The sequence below is a fragment of the Shewanella hanedai genome (assembly GCF_007197645.1).
Lineage (GTDB): Bacteria > Pseudomonadota > Gammaproteobacteria > Enterobacterales > Shewanellaceae > Shewanella > Shewanella hanedai.
The window spans coordinates 85,682-106,159 of the sequence record NZ_VKGK01000020.1; the positions used below are offsets into that span (position 1 = coordinate 85,682).

General features: G+C 42.2%; 18 protein-coding genes. 13 read left to right on the forward strand and 5 right to left on the reverse strand.

What is annotated here, in order from left to right:
• Positions 1–15: 15 nt before the first annotated feature.
• The gene (locus tag FN961_RS16115) at positions 16–516 is read right to left on the reverse strand and encodes a GNAT family N-acetyltransferase (protein WP_144041205.1); all 501 of its coding nucleotides are present in this window, start codon (positions 514–516) and stop codon (positions 16–18) included.
• 420 nt (positions 517–936) lie between these two features.
• On the opposite strand from FN961_RS16115, the gene FN961_RS16120 reads away from it, so the two are divergent.
• A complete protein-coding gene (locus FN961_RS16120; protein ID WP_144041206.1) occupies positions 937–2,256 on the forward strand; it encodes a coproporphyrinogen III oxidase family protein in 1,320 nt (439 codons plus the stop codon).
• Between the two features lie 530 nt (positions 2,257–2,786).
• Positions 2,787–4,430 carry an endonuclease gene (locus FN961_RS16125; protein ID WP_144041207.1) on the forward strand — a complete coding sequence of 548 codons (1,644 nt, stop codon included), beginning with the start codon at positions 2,787–2,789 and terminating at the stop codon, positions 4,428–4,430.
• Between the two features lie 82 nt (positions 4,431–4,512).
• On the opposite strand, the gene FN961_RS16130 is transcribed toward FN961_RS16125, so the two are convergent.
• The gene (locus FN961_RS16130; RefSeq protein ID WP_144041208.1) at positions 4,513–5,061 is read right to left on the reverse strand and encodes an ankyrin repeat domain-containing protein; all 549 of its coding nucleotides are present in this window, start codon (positions 5,059–5,061) and stop codon (positions 4,513–4,515) included.
• 176 nt (positions 5,062–5,237) lie between these two features.
• A complete protein-coding gene (gene katE1 / locus FN961_RS16135; RefSeq protein ID WP_144041209.1) occupies positions 5,238–6,764 on the reverse strand; it encodes a catalase KatE1 in 1,527 nt (508 codons plus the stop codon).
• A 275-nt stretch (positions 6,765–7,039) separates the two neighbouring features.
• Here katE1 and FN961_RS16140 point away from each other — a divergent pair, with 275 nt between their 5' ends.
• The 11 genes from FN961_RS16140 to FN961_RS16190 all read left to right on the forward strand — a co-directional run bounded on the left by FN961_RS16140 (position 7,040) and on the right by FN961_RS16190 (position 17,361).
• Entirely contained in the window at positions 7,040–7,624 is a 585-nt protein-coding gene (locus tag FN961_RS16140) for a Crp/Fnr family transcriptional regulator (protein WP_221936131.1), read from the forward strand.
• Positions 7,625–7,705: 81 nt separating this feature from the next.
• On the forward strand, positions 7,706–8,224 hold the full coding sequence (locus FN961_RS16145) for a YgjV family protein (RefSeq protein WP_144041210.1): 519 nt from the start codon (positions 7,706–7,708) through the stop codon (positions 8,222–8,224).
• Between the two features lie 311 nt (positions 8,225–8,535).
• On the forward strand, positions 8,536–9,261 hold the full coding sequence (locus tag FN961_RS16150; RefSeq protein WP_144041211.1) for a sterol desaturase family protein: 726 nt from the start codon (positions 8,536–8,538) through the stop codon (positions 9,259–9,261).
• Between the two features lie 112 nt (positions 9,262–9,373).
• The gene (locus FN961_RS16155; protein ID WP_144041212.1) at positions 9,374–9,862 is read left to right on the forward strand and encodes a hypothetical protein; all 489 of its coding nucleotides are present in this window, start codon (positions 9,374–9,376) and stop codon (positions 9,860–9,862) included.
• Between the two features lie 133 nt (positions 9,863–9,995).
• Positions 9,996–10,490: a DUF3592 domain-containing protein gene (locus tag FN961_RS16160; RefSeq protein WP_144041213.1), complete on the forward strand. Its 495-nt coding sequence runs from the start codon at positions 9,996–9,998 to the stop codon at positions 10,488–10,490.
• Between the two features lie 255 nt (positions 10,491–10,745).
• Entirely contained in the window at positions 10,746–11,267 is a 522-nt protein-coding gene (locus FN961_RS16165) for a M23 family metallopeptidase (RefSeq protein WP_144041214.1), read from the forward strand.
• A 118-nt stretch (positions 11,268–11,385) separates the two neighbouring features.
• Positions 11,386–11,712 (forward strand): DoxX-like family protein, encoded by a 327-nt coding sequence (locus FN961_RS16170; protein WP_229814757.1) that lies wholly within the window; start codon positions 11,386–11,388, stop codon positions 11,710–11,712.
• A 187-nt stretch (positions 11,713–11,899) separates the two neighbouring features.
• A complete protein-coding gene (sodC, locus tag FN961_RS16175; RefSeq protein ID WP_144041215.1) occupies positions 11,900–12,412 on the forward strand; it encodes a superoxide dismutase family protein in 513 nt (170 codons plus the stop codon).
• Positions 12,413–13,110: 698 nt separating this feature from the next.
• A complete protein-coding gene (locus FN961_RS16180; RefSeq protein WP_144041216.1) occupies positions 13,111–14,085 on the forward strand; it encodes a ferritin-like domain-containing protein in 975 nt (324 codons plus the stop codon).
• An 11-nt stretch (positions 14,086–14,096) separates the two neighbouring features.
• Entirely contained in the window at positions 14,097–16,199 is a 2,103-nt protein-coding gene (locus FN961_RS16185; protein ID WP_144041217.1) for a LodA/GoxA family CTQ-dependent oxidase, read from the forward strand.
• Between the two features lie 13 nt (positions 16,200–16,212).
• Complete coding sequence (locus tag FN961_RS16190) at positions 16,213–17,361, forward strand: NAD(P)/FAD-dependent oxidoreductase (RefSeq protein ID WP_144041218.1); 1,149 nt, start codon at positions 16,213–16,215, stop codon at positions 17,359–17,361.
• Positions 17,362–17,377: 16 nt separating this feature from the next.
• Here FN961_RS16190 and FN961_RS16195 read toward each other — a convergent pair whose 3' ends face one another.
• Positions 17,378–18,058, reverse strand: coding sequence for a Fe2+-dependent dioxygenase (locus tag FN961_RS16195; RefSeq protein ID WP_144041219.1), 681 nt, complete (start codon positions 18,056–18,058; stop codon positions 17,378–17,380).
• A 117-nt stretch (positions 18,059–18,175) separates the two neighbouring features.
• Entirely contained in the window at positions 18,176–20,404 is a 2,229-nt protein-coding gene (locus FN961_RS16200) for a TonB-dependent receptor (protein WP_144041220.1), read from the reverse strand.
• Positions 20,405–20,478 lie beyond the last annotated feature (74 nt).

Genomic DNA, 20,478 nt, shown 5'->3' on the forward strand with positions numbered 1-20,478 from the left:
GGCACCAGCAGAAACCTAAAGCTGCTTCTCGAATACGTTGACCTTATGCCCCATAAAACTGTCACGACCGCGTTCGGTCATGCCAACTTTTCTGGCTAGCGCCTCAGAGCCTCTATTGCCTAATAGAATGAGGGCGATGACATGGTTAATATCAAAGCTAGGGATCACAGAAAGTGCGGCATTGGCTGCTTCAAATCCTATTCCCGTGCCCCAATATTCAGGCAGGTAGCGGTAACCCAGCTCAACCTCATTGAACTCTTGTACAAATGTCGGGCCACAGAAACCAATGACTTTGTTGTCGGCTTTGTGCTCAACAGCCCAACGACCAAATCCAAACTTTTCATAACCGGGGAAGACGAGATCCTTTAAGATGGTTTCAGCCTGATCTACCGATGACATTGGTTCTCCAGGAATATAGGTTAATATCTCTGGAATACTGTTTAATTGAAAAACTGCATGTTTATCCTCCGCGGTGAAGCGGCGTAATATGAGTCGTTCAGTTTCGGTAATAATCAAACCTTGTTCTCCTTCTTAAACTCTCTAATTTCTGTTAATCAAAATACACTATACCATTATCGAACATTATTTGGTCTGTTTAGTGTTCCCCTTGAAATACCATGCTTCTATTAAGGTTTAATGTAGTCAATGTTAAGTCAGCATGTAAGTTAGCATATTAAATAAGCGATAGGTAATTAGGCACAAGCTTGTTTACAAAGTGAATCCATTTCTTGGTTGAGTTGAATAATGTGCGCCAATAGACAAATTTGGTTAAATTCAACAGATAATATCCATTATCTCGCATACGTATCAGTTTAATAGCTCGGCTTTGATTAGTCTGAACTTACTTTGTTTTCTTGTTCAGTATTGTTTTCATTTATCTATATTTGTTAAGTCATGCAAAGCATAGATATTAGGCTAACAGTAAGGGAATACGTTATGACATTTTCATTATCAAATTCGCGCTTATTAATTGCCGCTGATAGTCTTGATTGGATGATAAACTGGACAATTCAGCACTCTCTTTCATTAGCTGACGCATCTCCATTAGCCTTCGATGGTCGTGAAGAGCTGGTGCCAGAATCGCCGATAGAAACCCTGTATATCCATATCCCTTTCTGTCATACCCTGTGTCGATTTTGCTCCTTTCATAAAGTGAAATATAGCGAACCTTTGGCCAGAGAGTATTTCAAGGCTTTACGACAAGAGATCCGCGAGGTTATTGCCAAAGGTTACCGATTTAATCGGGTGTATATTGGCGGAGGAACCACGACAATATTAGAAGATGAACTGATTAAAACGATAGAGATGATTAAGGGATTGACTCAAATCCGCGAAGTCTCTTGTGAGAGCGATCCCATCTATTTTAAAGAGGGTAATCCTGAACTGCTCAATGGACTCGTTGACAGAATGTCCATAGGTGTACAAAGCTTTGATGATAAGATTCTAAAAGCCAGCGGGCGTTTTGAGAAATTTGGCTCTGGCCTGCAACAGGCGGATTATGTCAGTCGTGCTATCGAGCTTATTCCAACAGTTAATTTGGATATGATGTATGGTTTTAAAGGGCAGACTCCCGAATCTATTCAGTGGGATCTTGCTCAGACTGTTAGGCTACACCCAGATCAAATTACCACCTATCCTTTGACGTTAGGCATAGGGAAAAACCGTAAGAAAGCGGGTTGTCTTGCTGGTCATCCACACGAATTATGGCCGCACTTTCTGGCAGTGAAAAAGGCGCTGAGTGGGCGATATTTGATGGATTTCCCTTGGACCTTTAGCCGTAATTTTGGTCAGCCAGTGGAGAACAAGTACGTACTTGATGGTGAGGACTGTTTCGGTGTTGGCTCTGGTGCGTTTGGCCGTTTTGGCGAGCAGTTTAGGATCTCAAGCTTTGATATCCCTAATTATATCCAACGGGTAAAGCAGCAACAAAATGGCACTTGTTACATTAAAAATATAGAAAACAAAGCATTACTGCAGCATCATTTAATGATCATGATGGGCCATGGCCGTCTCGATAATCGAATTTTTAATGCCCATACTGGCAAGACATTATGGCAAGCTTTCCCGCTAGAGATGAGTTACCTACTGGGTGTGGGTGCCATCAAAAAGCAGAGCGATCATTATATCACTACTGAAAAAGGCCAGTTTATTGCCCTTAAGATGTTCACTGGCTTCCTCTCTGGGATGGATTACTTGAGAGAGCAAGCAAGAGAGTTGCCTTTATCTCATCATGAAGTTGAATTAGAAAAGGTGTAAAGCCAGCCTTTGAGCGTGGTAAAAAGAGTCATATTGTAACCATTATTGATGTGTAGACTTAGTCAGATCGATTCTAAGCCTACACATTCACTCTCTGTGTTGGTCATTTCCTGTTCAGCATTAAATTAAATAACTCACTATTAGATTCATCTTAAATTATTAACTATTGAGGTGGCGTGAGTCCTATCTCAGTTTATTTAATCTTGAATCTCTGCATAAAGTTTCTACACTTTCGCTTGTTTTATTACTTACTGTACTTTTTAAATTGGAATGACGTTCTCATATTTTGGAATCCATCTGCATTTACGACTATGTATTGATTTTAAATAATAGTTATCAACTTGATGATTTAAGTGTTTCATATTGTAACTTTGCATGGTTACTATGCTACATGTGCTTTTCTAAATTCATCAATATGGATGGAGAGCATGGGGTCAGTTCAGAATGCCTAAGCCACTTCAAAATGCGGAATCTTGGAGCTGTTCTGGTATCGATGCTGAATTAATAATAGTTACTAGAGAGTGATATTAATGATGGAAATATCAAAATTATCTATGGTCGCATTGCTGTCGGGATTGGCATTTAGTGCCAATGCCAATCTACTGATTAGTGAAGTCTTATATGACGCACCTAATAATGACAGTGTCGAAGAGTTTGTTGAGTTGTTTAACGCGGGGTGTAGCAGCGTTGATCTGAGTCAATATCAAATCAGTGATAACGGTAGCAGTTATGGCCTGCAGGGAAGTCTAGCGTCGGGAGCTTACTTTACCGTTGCAGCAAATGAAGCTGGGTTTACGAGTCTGTTTAATGCAACGCCAGATCAATTTCCTATGTCACTAGCACTGGGTAACTCAGGTGACTTTGTTCGATTGAAAAAAGGGGCTGAGCAGGTTGATCTTGTAGCCTGGGAAGGCGGGGTAAGCGGTTGGTCCTTGAATGTGCGTAATGTCTCTTTGCATCGCACCACGGTGATCAATACTCAATCTGCGGCGGATTGGGCGGCCAGTAATAATGCTGGCAATCCAGGCTCTGGCTCGTTAACCACAAGCTGTGGTGGTAACGGCGGCGGAGATGGAGGAGGTGATAATAACCAACTGGGTAATGGTCAAGCTAAAACAGGGTTAAGTGCAAGTACAGGTCAGACGCTTAAGTATATTGCCGATCTTCCTGCTGGTGCTACGCAGGTGAGTGTGAGCATGAGCGGGGGAACGGGTGATGCCGATCTTTATCTGCGTCAAGGCAGTGAGCCTACATTGAATACCTATGATTGTGCTCCTTACCTTACGGGCAATAACGAGCAGTGTGCTGTAATCAACCCCGTTGCTGGGCGTTATTATGCCAATATTCAAGCTTACCAATCTTTTAGCGGAGTGAGCTTAGTGCTGAATTACACCGCAGGAAATGGCGGTGGTGATGGCGGCGGAGGAGGAGATGGCTCTGGTGGAGATAATGGTGATTATGTCTATGCGACCTATTATGCCAACGCCATAGGAAAAACAGGCAGTGCATTGAAAGCGAGCCTTAATGGAAAAATTAAGGCCCATACGCGTTTCAGCTATAGCCAGGTGTGGGATGGATTGGGTTATGCCGATGAAGATCCTGCCAATACCAGTAATGTGATTTTGCTGTACACCGGCCGCTCTGAGCCGAAAACCAATCGTGCAGGCATGAGTAACTCTCAGGATGCATGGAACCGTGAGCATGTGTGGGCTAAAAGTCATGGTTTCCCTAGTAGTGGCAAGCACGCTTACACGGATATGCATCATCTACGTCCCTCAGATGTTTCTGTGAACAGTAGCCGAGGTAACAAGGATTTTGCCATGGGTGGCAGTGAAATATCAGAGGCGCCAGGTAACAGAACTGACTCCGATAGCTTTGAGCCAAAAGATGAAGTTAAGGGCGACGTGGCGCGCATGATCTTTTATATGGATGTCAGGTATGAAGGTAACGACAGCAGTGGCACACCTGATTTAAGCATTGCCAATGGGATGACAAGTACGGGACAACCCTTACTTGGCGATCTTTGTACCTTGCTTAGCTGGCATCTGCAAGATCCTGTCAGTGATTGGGAACGCCGCCGTAATAATCGTATTTTCGAATGGCAGACCAATCGTAACCCCTTTATCGATAACAGCACTTGGGCCAGCGACATATACGCGAGTTCTTGTCCTTAAACGGCTAAGGTGACAGAGGGGTTGTAAGCTTTAATGTTAATAAACGCAGCATGATACGATTAGGTATTAGTGGCTGCGTTTATTATTTCGCTGCTAGACTCGCATCGCGCAATCGTTCACTTTGGCCCCAGAAGGTGGCAAATTCTTCAAGTGACATACCCGATTTGTTGGTCATTTCAGCGTCACACTCTTGGCTATAAAGCTGTTTCATGATTGAAAACTCAGCCTTGATCACCGCGCCCATTATCGCTGTGTTGCCCCGTTTATCCTGCAGACATGCATTGGCACCCTGTTCGAGTAAGGCTGCTGTTGCTAACTCCTGACCGTTATAGGCTGAGACCATCAGCGCGGTATAGCTTTGGGCATTGCGTTGATCGACAGGAAACCCCGCTTCGATAAAGTGAGTTAACACCTCTACATCGCCAGTTCTGGCAGCTGCAAAGTAGTAATCCATAAGTAATTGAGTCTGTTTCTCGATAGCTTGCTCTACAGGCTTATCTTTGTGAGAGTGCTCGGCTGTAAGCGGCGCGGCGAGAGAATAAGAGACATAAAGAGCTGAGATGATAATGCTTGCGCCTAAGTTAGCACAGAGCAAAACAAACATTGATTTCAGTGACAGTGAGCTAAACATGGATGAGGCCTCGATTAAAAAGATATTGCTTATTTATCTAGTGATTCCGGTTGCCCGCAAGACGCACTCTAAACAGGGCAGAAAAGAGCAAAATTGCGTCTCGCGGGGCTTACTCGGTACTTGTTATACTGATTGGAGTTAATACTTGCCCTTTAGTATTAAATATCGATCGCTTGTTACATGAGGTTTTTCTGGCGCTTCACTCTTTGCTTCACTTCGTTTAAGTCACCATTAACGGCCTTAGTGAGTCGCTTACCAAAATCTTGGTCAGCGAGGTAGAAGTAGCTCAACATCTGATGCTTAACATTACTGTCTCTTACTTGACCAAGGTCGCCAGACAAGTTGGTGATCAAGTCACTCTTATCTTGTTTGCTTAGGCCGCGATAAAAGATCCCTGCTTGCGTAAAGTTATCTTGCTTACCTATGACTTTTTGCTGCACGGTGCCAGTAACTGGCGTATTCACTGAGCGGTAACGGTTATCTTCAGCGAGAGCTAAATGACTGCTTGGCTGATAGTTAATGTCACTTGTAGTGTGGCCGTAATTCGATGCGCCATCTTGGTTGTGATTTGCAACTTTCACCCGTGCTTGGTTAATCGGCAGTTGTGACAAGTTGGCGCCTAAACGATATAGCTGTGTATCGGCATAGGAGAAGATACGCCCTTGCAGCAATTTGTCTTCCGACGGCTCAATACCTGGGATCAAGTTAGAAGGAGCAAATGCAGCCTGTTCGGTTTCTTGGAAGAAGTTACCCGGAACACGGTTTAAGGTCATTGTGCCTACTGTTGTTTCAGGCACATCAAGCCACATTTTCGTTGCATCGAGCGGGTTGTAATCAAACTTACTGAGATCCTCTGGGCTCAATACTTTGACTTTGAGATCCCATTTAGGGAAGTTGCCTTTATCAATCTCGCTATACAGATCGTCGGTCAGATGGTTGAAGTTTTTACCTTGCATCTGTGTGACTTCAGCAGGTCTTAGCCCTTCAACACCTTGCTGACTCTTCCAGTGAAACTTGACGTACTTAACTTGGTTATCGTCATTAATAAACTTATAGGCATGTACGCCCCAGCCATCCATTTTACGGTAGCTCGATGGCGTGCCTAAATTGGTGTAAACCCACGTGAGCATGTTGGTTGCCGTGCCTTCATGGCTAAAGAAATCAAAGTAACGATTAGGGTCTTGGATATTGGTAATAGGTGACGGCTTTAGTGAATGCACCATGTCAGGAAATTTAATGGCATCACGGATGAAGAACACTGGCAGGTTATTACCGACGAGATCCCAATTACCTTGCTCTGAATAGAAGCGTGTTGCGAATCCACGAGGATCACGTAACGTTTCCGGTGAACCTTTTGAATGGATAACCGTTGAGAAACGGACAAATACTGGCGTTACTTTTCCTTTTTCAGAAAAAAGCGCTGCTTGGGTTAGACCGCTAAGGTCATCGCTGGCAACAAACTCACCATGCACACCTGTGCCTCTGGCATGAACAACACGCTCAGGTATACGTTCACGAGCGAAACGTTGTAGTTTTTGAATCAACTGAACGTCCTGTAAAAGCACGCTGCCGTTACTGCCTGCAGTGATTGAGTTTTGGTTATCGCCTACAGGGGCACCATTGTCACGGGTTAAGGTTTCAGCTTGGACACTAAATGCCAGACTCATCGATAGTACTAAACAGCTTTTTCTTGTTAGATCCATTGGGATTCTCATTATCTACAACACACGCTCTTTCTGCCTGCAAACAGTGTAGAACGGAAATAGTGATTAAAAAAAGTGATCTTTATCGATTGGATGAATCATTAAAATCTATTAAGCCTATATTTCATGTGGATTTTTTAATTCTCTTTAGTAATTCCCACTGAATGCTGCATTTCCAAGTAGTTTGGGTATATATATAAAAGTGTTCGAACAAGTATTTCGCTTTATCACGTATGATGAAATCCAGCCCAAAATTGATGAATCAGCAATAACAGATGGCCGATATGATCCCAGAAGAGACAACAAGACTATTTCAATTTCTATCAGAGTTGGGGCTCGACAGCGAAAGCATCGAAGCCGCATTTCTAGGCACTAAACCTCTCTCTTTGCGTGGCAGTGAAGTGTTGCTGACTCAAAACAGTGAGCAGAAATGTGGTTACTTTATTCTGTCTGGTATTTTACGTGCTTGTCATTTCGGTGAGCAGGGAGTGGTGCGCTGCAAGGAGTTCTATTTTCCCGGTGAGCTGTGTTTTCTCTACACCAGTTGGTTAACTGGTGAGCCTGCACAATATCAGATTGAAAGTTTAGACAAGGCGAGGGTAATTCAACTGCCATTGAGCTTACTCTCTGAGCCAAAATGGATCCCCGCTCAGCTCAATTTACTGAAACAACAGTTGCTGTTTAAAGAGCAGAAAGAGGCTTTTTTACTGCTAAAAACACCAGAACAGCGATACCAGCATTTGCTAGCCGACTGGCCTTTATGGGCTGAGAATCTTAATAACATTCAATTAGCCAGCTATATTGGCATTAGTCCAGAGAGCCTGTCGAGATTGAAAGCCCGTCTGAACTCCTTAGCGTAATTAACTTAAGTTAATTCCTTTAGCATCAATTCGTTGCATAATTATGTTCTCGTTGAATTGATACAGTACAAGGGGCGTCTAGTGTCAGTATTTGTTTGGTCTCAAGTGTTAATCGTCATCGCTATTGTCTTCGATATAGCCTCGTTTCAATTTAAGCAACGACAGCAGATTGTTTGCTGTTTATGTGTATCGGGTATTTTGATTAGTGTGCATTTTATTCTACTTGAACAGTGGACGGCGGCAGGCTTGTTGATGTTGGCAAGTATTCGATATTTCTGCAGTATTTTTACAACCTCAAAACGATTGATGTCCGTGTTTCTGTTATCCGCGCTAATCATCACCGTCGGTACCTTTTCAGGTCTGCTCAGCGTGTTAAGTTTCACGGCGACACTCTTTCAAACCACGGCTGCGTTTTGTCAGAGTGATCAAAGATTACGACAACTCATGATAGTCGGCACATCACTCTGGCTAGTGCACAATTACCTCGCGGGATCGCCGACAGCTGTTTTAATGGAAGTGCTATTTATTGGCAGTAATCTGGTTGGATATTATCGCTATTATGGGGTTAGCCTGCAGGTTAAGAAAGTGGCCATAGAGTGATGTGAGCAATCTTCAAATGAAGATTGATTTATTTTACCGTCATCCTGAACCTGTTTCAGGATCCAGCCTCACTCTTAATTTTCTCAAGATCCTCAGTGTTCTTTGTGGCTAATATGAACGATTGAAACCCGCATTTACACTGGATGATTTGAAGCAACAATATCACTTCGATTTGGCTATTGGTGCTGCTCTTTGTTTTTGCAAGAAACTAGCTATTTACAGCAGTAACTTAGCAGTGTTACGTTAACAAAAAAACAACCAAGTAGAACGGAACGTTATCGTGCTGCTATTGAATAAGCTGTTAGGTGCTTATGGAACTGCTCACTTTATCAATCATAGTCACACTTTTTGTTTGTATATTTACATTTGAAGTCATTGCTCCTGCTTCAAAGAATAGCTGTGATCGTCGCTGGATGATTCTTTCATCAAGTATTAGCTTATTTCAATCCGTCACAACTATTGCAGCAGGACTCATTTTTGTTGGGACCTTTAGAGGTATTTCCTTTTTTGAATTCCATAACTTACATTTTATAGAGCAAGGCGTAATTGGATTTATTTTTACAAGTTTTGTAGCTTATTGGTGGCACAGAGCTATGCATAAATATGACTTTTTATGGCGAACTTTTCATCAATTACATCACAGCCCAAGAAGAATTGAAGCATTAACCTCATTTTTCATGCATCCATTTGACGGTATCGCAGCTACGCTACTTAACGCAATTTGCTGTTATTTAATTTTAGGACTTGATGCTATAGGCACTGGTATAAGTCTTATTTTTGCAGCTTTATACAATATGTTTATCCATGCAGATCTAAAGACTCCTTACTGGTTAGGGTATGTTTTACAAAGGCCGGAAATGCATAGGGTTCACCACAAGTATTTACACCATGCGCAAAACTATGGATTAGCTTTTTGGGATCTATTGTTTGGCACTTTTAGTAACCCTAAAGAATATATTCAAAAAGTTGGCTTCGATGAAAATAGAGAAGTACGCATTTATGATATGTTAAAAACGAAAGATGTATACAAGGGGTAACAGCACCTAATAAGGTGTTCAAACGGGCAAAAAACAGTTTGCTGTTTCACTTCGTTCACAAATTTAGCCAACAATTATTTGCTTCTTTAATGAGGCGTTAAGGAGCGCTTCCATGAAATTAGCATTTGCACTTTTTATCAGTTTTCTTAGTGTTCAATTAAGTGCTTCGGAGTTATCTTTTCAGGGGATAACTCTTCTTCAACCAGATATAGTGTTCGAAGAGAAGCAAATTAATGTTGAAGAGGTTATGAATTATATAAAGGAAATCCAAGGCTTATTAATTAAAAGAGTAAGTGGGATGAAATTACCAAAAAAATCTGGTTACTTTGTTATTGCAATTAAAAATGGAAATAAAGCAAAGCTCTGGCTTGATTTTAAATCTGAAATACCTATAAAAAAATCTCAAGCCTTGCAAGATGTTATTTCGAATGTAAAAGCTTTTAACGTCTCAAATGGGGCTATTATTTTTGCGTTAAATGCATCTGTTGATGGTTCAAATGACTCATTAACATCCCCATTTCCTGAAGAATGGCGCATTTTTATTAAGTCTCAAAGTGAACCAATGCAAATAGAGCAACTTGTAAACACCATTTGGCCCTAATAAACAATTAAATAAAGACAGGGTAAAGCTGACTTTGCTCCTTCGTCGCTGATTAAAACCAACTGTTTTATTGCCTGTTAATATTTAATTATTTTTAAAATTAACTGTTTGTGTTGTATCGAAGGAATGGCGAATGGATTTATCGGAGATTATAGACAAAGCTCCATTTTTTATGTTGTTAGTTTTTGTTTGCCTTGTTTTAGGCTTCATTTATTACTTACTCGTGTCCATCCCTAAAGCGGTCAAAGCAAAATATTACCCATCCGTTTTAGGTAAGATCACGAGTAGTGAGGTTGGTACTCCCACAGCAGGATCTGGTCGTGAAAGTGGAGACAGAATTCAAACTTTCGCTTTAGACATAACCTATAAATATGTTGTAAATGGAAAAACTTATTCATCTAAAAAACGACGATGGCATGAAGTTCAATCCTCTTTTCATCGTTATCATGACTCTATCGCTAGGAGGTACCCTCTGGGGAAATCTGTAACCGTTTTTTATAACCCTAAGAATCCCAAAGTAGCGGTGTTAGAGCCAGGTCTGGGGCTAGGAGCTTTGACGGGCTTATTGATTTTTATATCATCTATCGCTTTTTTAACTTTTTTCATATGCTTCACCGTTTATACATAATCATTTGTTAAATGATGGCTTTATTGGCTATTCAATTTTCAGAGGTCAGTAGTGCTTATGAGATACTTGGAAATCCTTCAATGTCTGGCAAAATGAATTATTTGTTTATCGGTAAGAAGATTGACGGTTTAAATTACTATGGCGTCAATTGCTAGATCTAAGCGTTTGGCGCTTTCTCAAGATTGTTTAACCGCGTAAATAGCAAAGTCACGCATTGTAAATATTATCCAACTCTTACTTTGGGCTATATATGCCATGAAGAAAACCGCTAACGTATTCAAATACAGTATTCTGAGTCTTATATTCTTGCTGATAGCAGGATTATTTTTGCCTGAAAAAGTCACTATTCCAGTTCAGGGGGCAACGTCTGCTGATTGGAATCACAACACTTTTTGGTATGCACCTTGGGGAACGTCGGGTGTACATAAAGGCATCGATATTTTTGGCGTGAAGGGGACGCCTGTACTCGCGGCAACCTATGGTGTTGTGATTTATGTCGGTAAGCTCGGAAAAGGTGGCAATGTCGTGGCGGTATTAGGGCCGAAATGGCGTATTCATTACTTCGCCCACCTCAACGACACTTCAGTGAGTGTTGGTAAATTCGTAGGAGTTAGCAGTAGATTAGGTACACTGGGAGATACGGGTAATGCTGCTGGAAAACAGCCACATGTGCACTACTCAATTTTGTCTCTTATTCCTATACCTTGGCTTGCGACAACTGAATCCCAAGGGTGGAAAAAGATGTTCTTTTTAAGTCCACACAAAAAGCTCATCTAAATCAGATATTGCAGGACATTCATTGTTATTAATCTCGCAGGCTATGTCTCTTGTTTTAATATTTAACTGGCTAGATTATTTCGCCTTAATAGGGCTTATCAATTTAAGGGATAATTAGGTGTCATCAGAGAAAAGTGCCCGATTCATTATTGGTTTAAGTTGGTTGTATCATGGAATATTCCCTAAGTTGATGCATGTTGCTCCTCTCGAAAAGACAATGACTGGTAGCCTAAGTTTTTCTGAAGAAATTTCCTATTTAATTACTAAATTTGTTGGTGTTAGTGAAGTCATTTTTGGCTTAGTGTTTATCGTACTTTATAAGAATCCTATTGTTGTTTGGTTAAACATTATAGGGCTAACAGGTTTACTGTGTTTTGTGGCTATCCTACAACCTCAACTTCTCGTTGGAGCCTTTAATCCTGTAACAACGAACATCCCCTCATAGGCTTAAGCTTCATTCTGTTAAGGAGCATTTAACCTAGGAATAAGACTTAAACTTTTAAAGCCAAGTGTTATCTTTCAACGCTAGCCTTCTAATAGGTTAAAGCGATTAGGTGGTTAGGTTTTATTCGTTATTTGTAAGGTGTTTACCGTGGTATAAAATAATGGAATTAAAAATTAAGGATAATTCCATGATAAATAAACTTATATTTACCACTTTGTTTTTGGCATCAACAGCAGTGAGTGCATCTTCTATTTCAGTTGATATGAAGGATGTAAATTCAGGTAAAACGCTTGGTTCTATATTGATAGAACAAAATGAATATGGGGTTGTTTTTACTCCTAACTTATCTGGATTACCGCAAGGCTTACATGGTTTTCATATCCACGAAAATAACTCCTGTGATACTGCGAAGAAGAATGGAAAAACCGTGCTAGGCGGTGCTGCGGGTGGACACTACGATCCAATGAAAACAGGGCAACATGGTTTTCCGTGGTCCAATAACAATCATTTAGGTGACTTGCCACCGCTTTACATCAATATGGAAGGAGTGGCCGTTCAGCCCGTATTGTCTCCTCGCATTAACCTTTCAGATCTCTCCGGCCGTGCGCTTATGATCCATGCCGGTAGCGACAACCATTCAGATCATCCGCACGCACTAGGAGGCGGAGGTGCCCGCTTAGTCTGTGGCGTCATCCAATAACACAACAACCACATCAAGATGATGTTGAGCTAATGCTAGGTCATTCTCTGAATGAGAGGCCTAGCCGCTCTGGGTTTACAGGTACTTATTACATTTACTTTTTTAGCCCCCATGAGCCTGACCAAAACTAAAATCGAAGAGATAAGCACTCAAGTGTGAATAGTACTGTGAGCCTCCACAGAAGGATTTACGGCGTCTCACAGGAGTGTTTACTGGAAGTTATAAATGGCATTGAAGCCATGGTATCGAGCAAACCAGCCCAATGAACCCAATCCAAAAAATATACTTGAAACTTGAAATCTGGCAAGTTAATCAACCTTGTGACCCGACAACTCCACCTAAATAGTAGAACTCACTCCATCGACACCTTAGGTTGGTTTAGTCTTTGTTTAATAATGAGTTTTACGCTATACCTCCATAAAGAACTCGTCTGTTCTGTTCACCACTCTCAGCTCCATTAAGAAGCTATGTTACGGAGGTGACAGCTCTTATCCTTACATGCTGATTCTTTGTAATACGGTGTAATGTTTTTTTGACCATAGGCCTACTAATATTTTGAAACCACTATCAGTGGCACTCAGTAAGTGTTTGATCTTTTATCTCATTCAAGTATCGAAGACTGCTGTGAATGGCACTGCAATATCAATTATAAGCCGTGCTTCTTTAGTGCCTATTTACATCAAGAGAAATGGAGTTTCATGAAAAAAGAACACTTAGACTGGGCTACGACACATTTTAATAGCCATTTACAAGGTGCTGTTGAGTTAGAACTTTGGACCATTCCCTATTACATGTCAGCCATGTATTCGATTAAAGACCGTAGTTCGGATGCATATCAATTAATTCGAACTGTCATTAATCAAGAGATGCTTCATTTACAATCTGCTGCCAATATTGCTAATGCCTTTGGGTTATCGCCGACGATAGCTCCACCAACTTACGAAAAGAACAAAATTCCACACCTCAACTTGAGCTTTAACCCTTCATCGGCAACTGAACCATACATGAACCATAGTTTTGATATTGGGCCTCTTGATGAAGAGCGCGTTAATGGCATGTGTCTCGTTGAACTGCCAGATCAAGGCACGACAAAATCAGAGTTAATACTAGAAACGCTCATCGATCAATACAGCAGTATCGGTGCATTTTACGATGCGTTGCGTTTTGGAGCATCAGCCTTAAAGAATGACATAAAAGGCGGCGTAAAGCAGGTAGACGCTTTTGCTGCCTTTTATCGCAACATGCCTAATATGGTGATCTCTGAATCTGGAGGAACGGGTCTTGATCAAGTGAATCTGTTAATTGACCTTATTACCGATCAGGGGGAGGGCCAATGCAAAAATGGCATAGAGGTACCTGCAGTATTTCAAAATACAGCAGACGACATAGAACCAGAAATTGATCACTTTGAAAAGTTTAGGCAAATCAAAGACAGCGGCAAACTCCCAGAAACTTATGCTGTTAAAGACCCTTGTGATTACACCGCGGAAGATAAAAAGTTAGAACAGATCCTTATTCAGCAATTTGGTCAGTTAACTGAACTTCTTCAAGCCCTGTTTAATGGTGATAACCCTCAGAACTTCTTCCCTGTGATGGCTGGCGTAGGCGCTGCAATCACTAACTGCTGGAAGCATGGCGTCACACCCAAGTACAGCGAAACTAATCAACTTTAAGGGAAGCAGCAATGAATAATATCGTATTTAGGGTACACCCAACCGTCAATTTTGCTCGCTTTGGTACTAGTGATGAATATATTCTTTCGCCCGAAACGAGCGCTGGATTACCTCAAAAAGGTAGCAAGGTAACCGGTGGTCTACCAATTAAGAAAGGGACTGACAATACCCCGATCTCAAGTAAAGACTTGCGTGATGAAGATGGTAACTTAAAGAAGCAAGCTGCCCGTTTTCGCATTTATGCCTATGAAAAACAGAGTGAGGCAACTTACCCCGATAACAATGGCCTTAAAGACAGTAAGGGGGTTGATATTGAGGTGACTATTGGTACCAAATTACCTGATGGTCGCACTGTGACAGATCTCCTGTGGTCCAGTCACCTAGCCAACAAAAAAGCGGCGGTTTATAACGTCGTCAACAATAAAGGCATTAAGGCTTATGCCGATGGTCAAGTTCCACAAATGCGCAACCCTGAGGTGCATGGCAAGATAGATGATCCTTCACGGCTTAATGTTTTGATGATTGATGCAGGACCAAGAGCGATTAGCGCTTCAAGTAATGAAACGGCCAGTTTTAATCGTTGTTCCACTGCATCATGTGTCAGAGATCAGGCTCAGATAGAGTCCCTACCAGACTATCCCATTCGCTTTCCAGAAGATTATAACGATGAGCTTTATGAGCCTAATGGTCCACTAAATACCTTGGGTGATATGTTAACCGATGATCAAGGCCGTTTACTGGTTTTATCAAGCTCAGGTAATTCGGTGGGCCAATACGATGAGTATGGTGTGCCGATACAGATGACAGGCGATCTCAATAATGTCGGGTGGTTTGACTCTGCAGCGGATGGTCCTGTTAATGTCACCCTTGTTTTTGATGACGGGAGCACTGAAGCCGCTTTCGGTGCTTGGGTGGTCTGTGGTGATCCCGCTTATGCGCCGCAAATACGTAATGTTGTGTCGGTATGGGATGATGTTTATGACATGTTTGTGCGAGATTTAAGCTTGCAAGATAATCTCTATAGCAAAAAGAATAATGCCTTAGAAGGCACTTATAAAGAGAGTTACAAGCCTAATTTTGCCGAAGATATTAAACCTATCTTTATCGCCTGCGACCTGCAGCGTTGGACTGCGAACTTACCACCTATGGCATTACACGCTCATAGTGCCGTCGTGAATATTACTGAACAAAACGACCCTAATGAAACCATTATGGCCGCGCTCAACTTTATTCGAAACCCGAATAAGGATGAAACAAATATTGGTGCGCCACTAATGCCATTATCACTTGGTGCTGCTGGCACATCGTTTCTAACGGTCACTAAAACTCAATACTTTATGTTAGAGCAATGGAGCAAAGGTCATTTCACCAAAGGGGATGACAGTAAACTCTCTGCCGGTGAGCTAATTGATATGGCATCAATGGCAAACTGTCTTGGAGGTCGGTACGTTCCGGGGATTGAGGTGAGTTATACCATCATGGATAGGGATATATATATTCAGGATTGGAAAGAGTCTGGTTCAGGGCCATTTCGAATCAAACATGATCTAGCAACACTAGCTTATCGCGGCTTAAATTCAGATACTCCCTACCTTTCTAGTGGCTGGATCCCTTTGCACGATATGACCGATGGGTTGCAACCGGGAGATATCTCTAAGTTTATGGCGACCCCTTGGCAAACGGATTACAACTCTTGCTCTATTCACGCCACTGCAATTAATACTGACGGTACGAATAAGAGTAACGGTGCTGAATCTACCTTGTACTGGTCGTGGCCTGCACAGCGTCCAGATGCTGTCTATGTGGCAGAGGAAGTGTTTAATAATGTATTGCCAAAACAGCAATGGTCTATTCGAGGACCAGGAACCTATGCAATAAATCCTGCTGCTGCTGCAACTTTTCAAGACCCGTTACAGTCAGTTAGCGATTGGCATAAGATTGGCTTCATTATTCAAGGCACTAACGTGGATATTGATTCACAAGATTTCTCTCCTGAGCTCTACCTTGAAGTGCAGAGTCAACTGAGTAGACCTGGTGATGCAACTGATCCAGTGCCTGCATGGCCATTTAATGCTAATTCACCCAAAGCGAAGCGAAAGTGTTCGCATAAATAGAGTCGGTAGCCTCATGATAAATACAAAATATGATGTTGTTATCTTGGGAGGTGGCCCCGCTGGTTTAGCGGCGGCCATCGCTATTCGAACCAAGACAGATGCATCGGTTCTACTGGTAGATAGACAGCATCAAGGTGAGGTTAGAGTCGGTGAAAACTGTCCTCCTGAGACTGTACTGCTATTAAAACAGTTAGGAGTTGCTAAGGAGTTTTATCGTGGTGGCCATCAGACTTGTCCGGGGTATGCCTCCGTATGGGGGCGTGACACACCGGGTTATAATGATTTTATCGTCAATCCTCAGGGGCCTGCTTGGCGTCTCAATCGTCAAGCTTTTGATAAAATGTTAGCGGATAGGGCAGAGTCTTGTGGTGCCCAAATATCTTGGTCTACGCGCTTTATCGATGCACAAAAGCATAGTAATGAAGCAGAGGGCTTCACATTACGTTTAGTTAGAAAGTCAGAAGATAGAGAGTGTGAAGTTCAGGCGAGGTTTGTTATTGATGCCACTGGCTCAACAGCCTGTTTTGCTGGCAAGCTGGATATTAATAAATCTGTCGATGATGAGCTTTTTGCCACTGTGCGTTTTTCTACTCTAGCTCAGGGTAGAGGTTCGAAGCAGATCCAGTTAGAGGCGGTTGAGCATGGTTGGTGCTATCACTCACTTTTACCTGCCGAAAAAGTGGTGAGCATGATTGTCACTGAGAAAAAGCATCTTGTCAGCCTTCGTGAAAATGAGTTTCAGGGATTTGATGATGCATTGCAGAATACAAATCTTATAGGTTCAAGTATTGCTAAGTTGGATCTAAAAGAGTCTAGCTACCACACCTATTGTATTCGTCCTGGTATGTTAGCGGCTGCGGAAGGCAGTAATTGGATGGCGATTGGAGATGCCGTTGCCAGTTTTGACCCAATAGCAGCTCAGGGGATATATAAGGGATTAAGTCACGGACTGCAGGCTGGTAAAAAAGTCATGACTTGGTTTGAAAATAGAGAACAAAATAATTCAAACTTTTCGCAGCAGGTAAAAAATCAATACGGTGACTATTTACGCAATCGCAATCATGTTTATAGTCTTGAACGCAGGTGGAGTAACGCCCATTTCTGGCTTAATCGCTCAAGTAATAATATTGATTATTCCCAATTGATTAAGAACGAGTCCTGATAATCTAAATAGAGTTTTATGTCTCACTCCACTGGCGCAAAAGATTGTGATAAACCCCTGTTAGCCTGACAAGCTCTGTCTGGTTTGGGTCTTGGGTGGTTAATGCTTGAATACTGTTGTCCAGATCGAACAATATTCGCCGCTGTTCATCGCTACGAACCAGACTTTGTAACCAAAAAAATGATGCTAATCGACGTCCAGAAGTGACCGGACTGACTTGGTGTAGGCTGGTGGAAGGGTAGATGACCATGTCGCCAGCGGCAAGCTTGATTCTTTGTTCGCCATAGGTGTCTTGTATGATCAGTTCGCCGCCTTCATAGCTTTCTGGTTCACTGAGAAACAGTGTCATTGAGATGTCAGTTCTTATCTTTACTGGGCTATTGGGAATTTTGCGAATGGCGTTATCTACATGGTCACCAAAGGTGCCGCCACCTTGATAACAGTTGAACATGGGTGGGTAGATTTTATTGGGTAAGGTTGCAGTCATAAAGGTTTGCGATGTGGCTAAAGTTGCCAGAATAAAGTTACCCAGTTCATTGGATAGCGCCGAGTCTTGTGGCAGTTGCAAGTTATGTTTCGCTTTTATGGCTTGATGTCCTGCGGTGCTTTTACCATCGACCCAATTCGCTTCTTCTAATAAGTTGCAGCACTCTTCAACCTGAGATTTTGACAATACATTGGGGATTTGGACTAACATCTTGCATTCCTATTTGAATGAATTGAAGGCGGCTATGACTTAACTTAGATACGAATAGTGTGAAGTAATAGCCGCCGATTTTGCTTAAGCTTATATGGCTCTAGCGAGTGACTAAGGCTAGAACTGGTAGCGTAAGCTGAACTTCATGTTACGGCCAGGACCGGGGCGGAAGTGACCCTTGGCGCTATAGTCTGTTGCATATTCTTTGTCGGCGATATTGTCGACGTTAAATTGCAGCAGCAGATTATCGCTGAAGGTATATGATGCCATGGCATTGAAGAGCGTTAAGCTGCCTGAATCGAAATAGGCGGTGTTACGACGCCAGAAAATATCGCCTGACGAGTATTGTCCACCTGCACCAAAAGTCCATTTATTGAGATCATAAGTGACCCAAACACTGGCTGTATCTTCGGGGGCGGCGGTTAACCCATTCCCTTGTGTTTCAGAATTAAAGTCTTTGGTGACTTCTGTTTTTTGATGGGTATAACCAGCAAGTATATTGACGTTATCGCTCAATTTACCCGTTGCAGTCAGCTCAATACCTTTCGCTTCCTGTTCACCGCTGAGAAATGGCGTGTTGTCATCATCTCTATCAGCGACGGTTTTTTTAGTTAAGAAAAGCGCTGCGCTGACTTGAAGAGACTCATCTAACAGATCCCATTTTGCCCCTACATCATAGCTAGTGGCTTCTTGTGGATCCAATCCATTGTATTGCTTTAATTGCTCTTCACTGCGACCACTGAAAGCTAACTCTCCACCAGTTGGATCTTGTGAATTTGCGACACCGATGTAATAGGTACTGTTGGCATCAGGTTTATAGGCCAATGCGGCATTCCAGCTGACAAAGGTACCATCCACTTTTATGTTTTCAAATAAAACTGGGTTTCTGCGGAAATACGTTGAGCCTTTTGCCTCATAATCTTCAAATCTAGCGCCTAAGGTCAGTAACCAGTTGTCGCTGATTGTCATGGTATCTAATGCATAGATGGCCCAACCTTTGCCTTTGGTATTGGTCGGTTTGCCATCGATATCGACAGAGCCCGTGTAAGGGAGATTAGAATTTGGATTTGTCAGTGACACATAAGGATTGGCAAAGACACGATTATCTTTCAGCTTTTGCTTAGTGACCTCCTCTATGTAGTATTCTGCACCCAGTACTAAATCGTGACTTATTCCGCCAGTATCCAGTTGAGTTATCGCATCAAATTTGGTGACAAAAAGGCTGTTTTCTTGATCAATATTCTGCGTTCTTGAATGGATATCTATTTCATTGAAGTAGGTATATTCTCGAGTGTCGGGATCTCGAACACTTCTTAAGATTGGCCGTGAGATCGTGGACTTTTTTTCGTTTTTAGCAAGGCGAGTTTCGCTGCGAAGCGTCAAGCTGTCACTGATCTGATGTTCAATTAATAACGTCCCCATCGCGATTTCAACTTCTTCGAAATCACGATCTGCGACGCCATAATAGTTACCCCACAATGAGGAGTCGATTGCCCCCTCCGGAAGTCCTAATTGAGCGGCAGCGTTAGCATTAATCCAAGGCAAACCTAGCATGGGGTTATTATCTTGTTTCATGTACATAAAGTCGGCCGCGATATTTGTTTTATCGCTAATGACATACTTTACCGATGGGGCGATAGCTAAGGTTTCATAGTCTTCAATACCATTGTCTAGTGGATCGCCACCTTTGGTGTAAAGGGCGTTGATACGTCCAGCAAGGGTATCGGATATTTGACTGTTGGCATCGACCGTAAGACGAAAACGCTCAGCTTCGTCATAACTGATGTCGGTGTTGAGAAAATCATCTTGTACGGCATGTTTAGTCACTAAGTTTATAGTGCCGCCGCTTGAGCCTTTCCCGCTAATACTTGAGCTTGCGCCCTTGGTGACTTCGAGTTGTTCGATGTTGAACATGTCACGAGAATAACCTGCAATATCACGAATACCATCAATGTAGATATTACCGTTGGCATTGAAGCCACGAATGGTGATTTTATCATTGGTGGTGATGTTGCCACCGCCACCTTCACCAGCACCAAATGTGGATACTCCGGCCACGTTGCGCAATGCGTCGTTTAGGCTGGTAACACCTTGATCCTTGAGTACTTCACTGGAGATGATATTGATGGTTTTAGGTGTGTCGAGCAAGCTGCCAGTGTATTTAGGTGAAGAGGCTTTTTCGATCTTGTATCCCGCTTTTTTCTCTTCTTTGACATGAGTCGTGCTTAGCTCTTTAACTTCATTTGCTTGCGCACTGAGTGCCATCGATACCAGCGCCAATCCCATTGATTTAACAATTAACTTCTTAGTGAATTTACTCTTACTCTCTTTTATTACTGTCTTCATGGTCCCCTACCTGTTTCTAGTACTTAAGTCTACGTAAATAAGGTTGCGAATCTTAATGAAAATAATTATCATTA

Coding starts and splice junctions, on each gene's coding strand:
- katE1 (WP_144041209.1), bottom strand. CDS start 6,764: ATGGATCTAACAAGAAAAAGCTGTTTAGTACTATCGATGAGTCTGGCA.
- sodC (WP_144041215.1), top strand. CDS start 11,900: ATGATAAATAAACTTATATTTACCACTTTGTTTTTGGCATCAACAGCA.
- FN961_RS16150 (WP_144041211.1), top strand. CDS start 8,536: ATGGAACTGCTCACTTTATCAATCATAGTCACACTTTTTGTTTGTATA.
- FN961_RS16200 (WP_144041220.1), bottom strand. CDS start 20,404: ATGAAGACAGTAATAAAAGAGAGTAAGAGTAAATTCACTAAGAAGTTA.
- FN961_RS16180 (WP_144041216.1), top strand. CDS start 13,111: ATGAAAAAAGAACACTTAGACTGGGCTACGACACATTTTAATAGCCAT.
- FN961_RS16160 (WP_144041213.1), top strand. CDS start 9,996: ATGGATTTATCGGAGATTATAGACAAAGCTCCATTTTTTATGTTGTTA.
- FN961_RS16120 (WP_144041206.1), top strand. CDS start 937: ATGACATTTTCATTATCAAATTCGCGCTTATTAATTGCCGCTGATAGT.
- FN961_RS16185 (WP_144041217.1), top strand. CDS start 14,097: ATGAATAATATCGTATTTAGGGTACACCCAACCGTCAATTTTGCTCGC.
- FN961_RS16195 (WP_144041219.1), bottom strand. CDS start 18,058: ATGTTAGTCCAAATCCCCAATGTATTGTCAAAATCTCAGGTTGAAGAG.
- FN961_RS16125 (WP_144041207.1), top strand. CDS start 2,787: ATGATGGAAATATCAAAATTATCTATGGTCGCATTGCTGTCGGGATTG.
- FN961_RS16140 (WP_221936131.1), top strand. CDS start 7,040: ATGGCCGATATGATCCCAGAAGAGACAACAAGACTATTTCAATTTCTA.
- FN961_RS16130 (WP_144041208.1), bottom strand. CDS start 5,061: ATGTTTAGCTCACTGTCACTGAAATCAATGTTTGTTTTGCTCTGTGCT.
- FN961_RS16165 (WP_144041214.1), top strand. CDS start 10,746: ATGAAGAAAACCGCTAACGTATTCAAATACAGTATTCTGAGTCTTATA.
- FN961_RS16190 (WP_144041218.1), top strand. CDS start 16,213: ATGATAAATACAAAATATGATGTTGTTATCTTGGGAGGTGGCCCCGCT.
- FN961_RS16155 (WP_144041212.1), top strand. CDS start 9,374: ATGAAATTAGCATTTGCACTTTTTATCAGTTTTCTTAGTGTTCAATTA.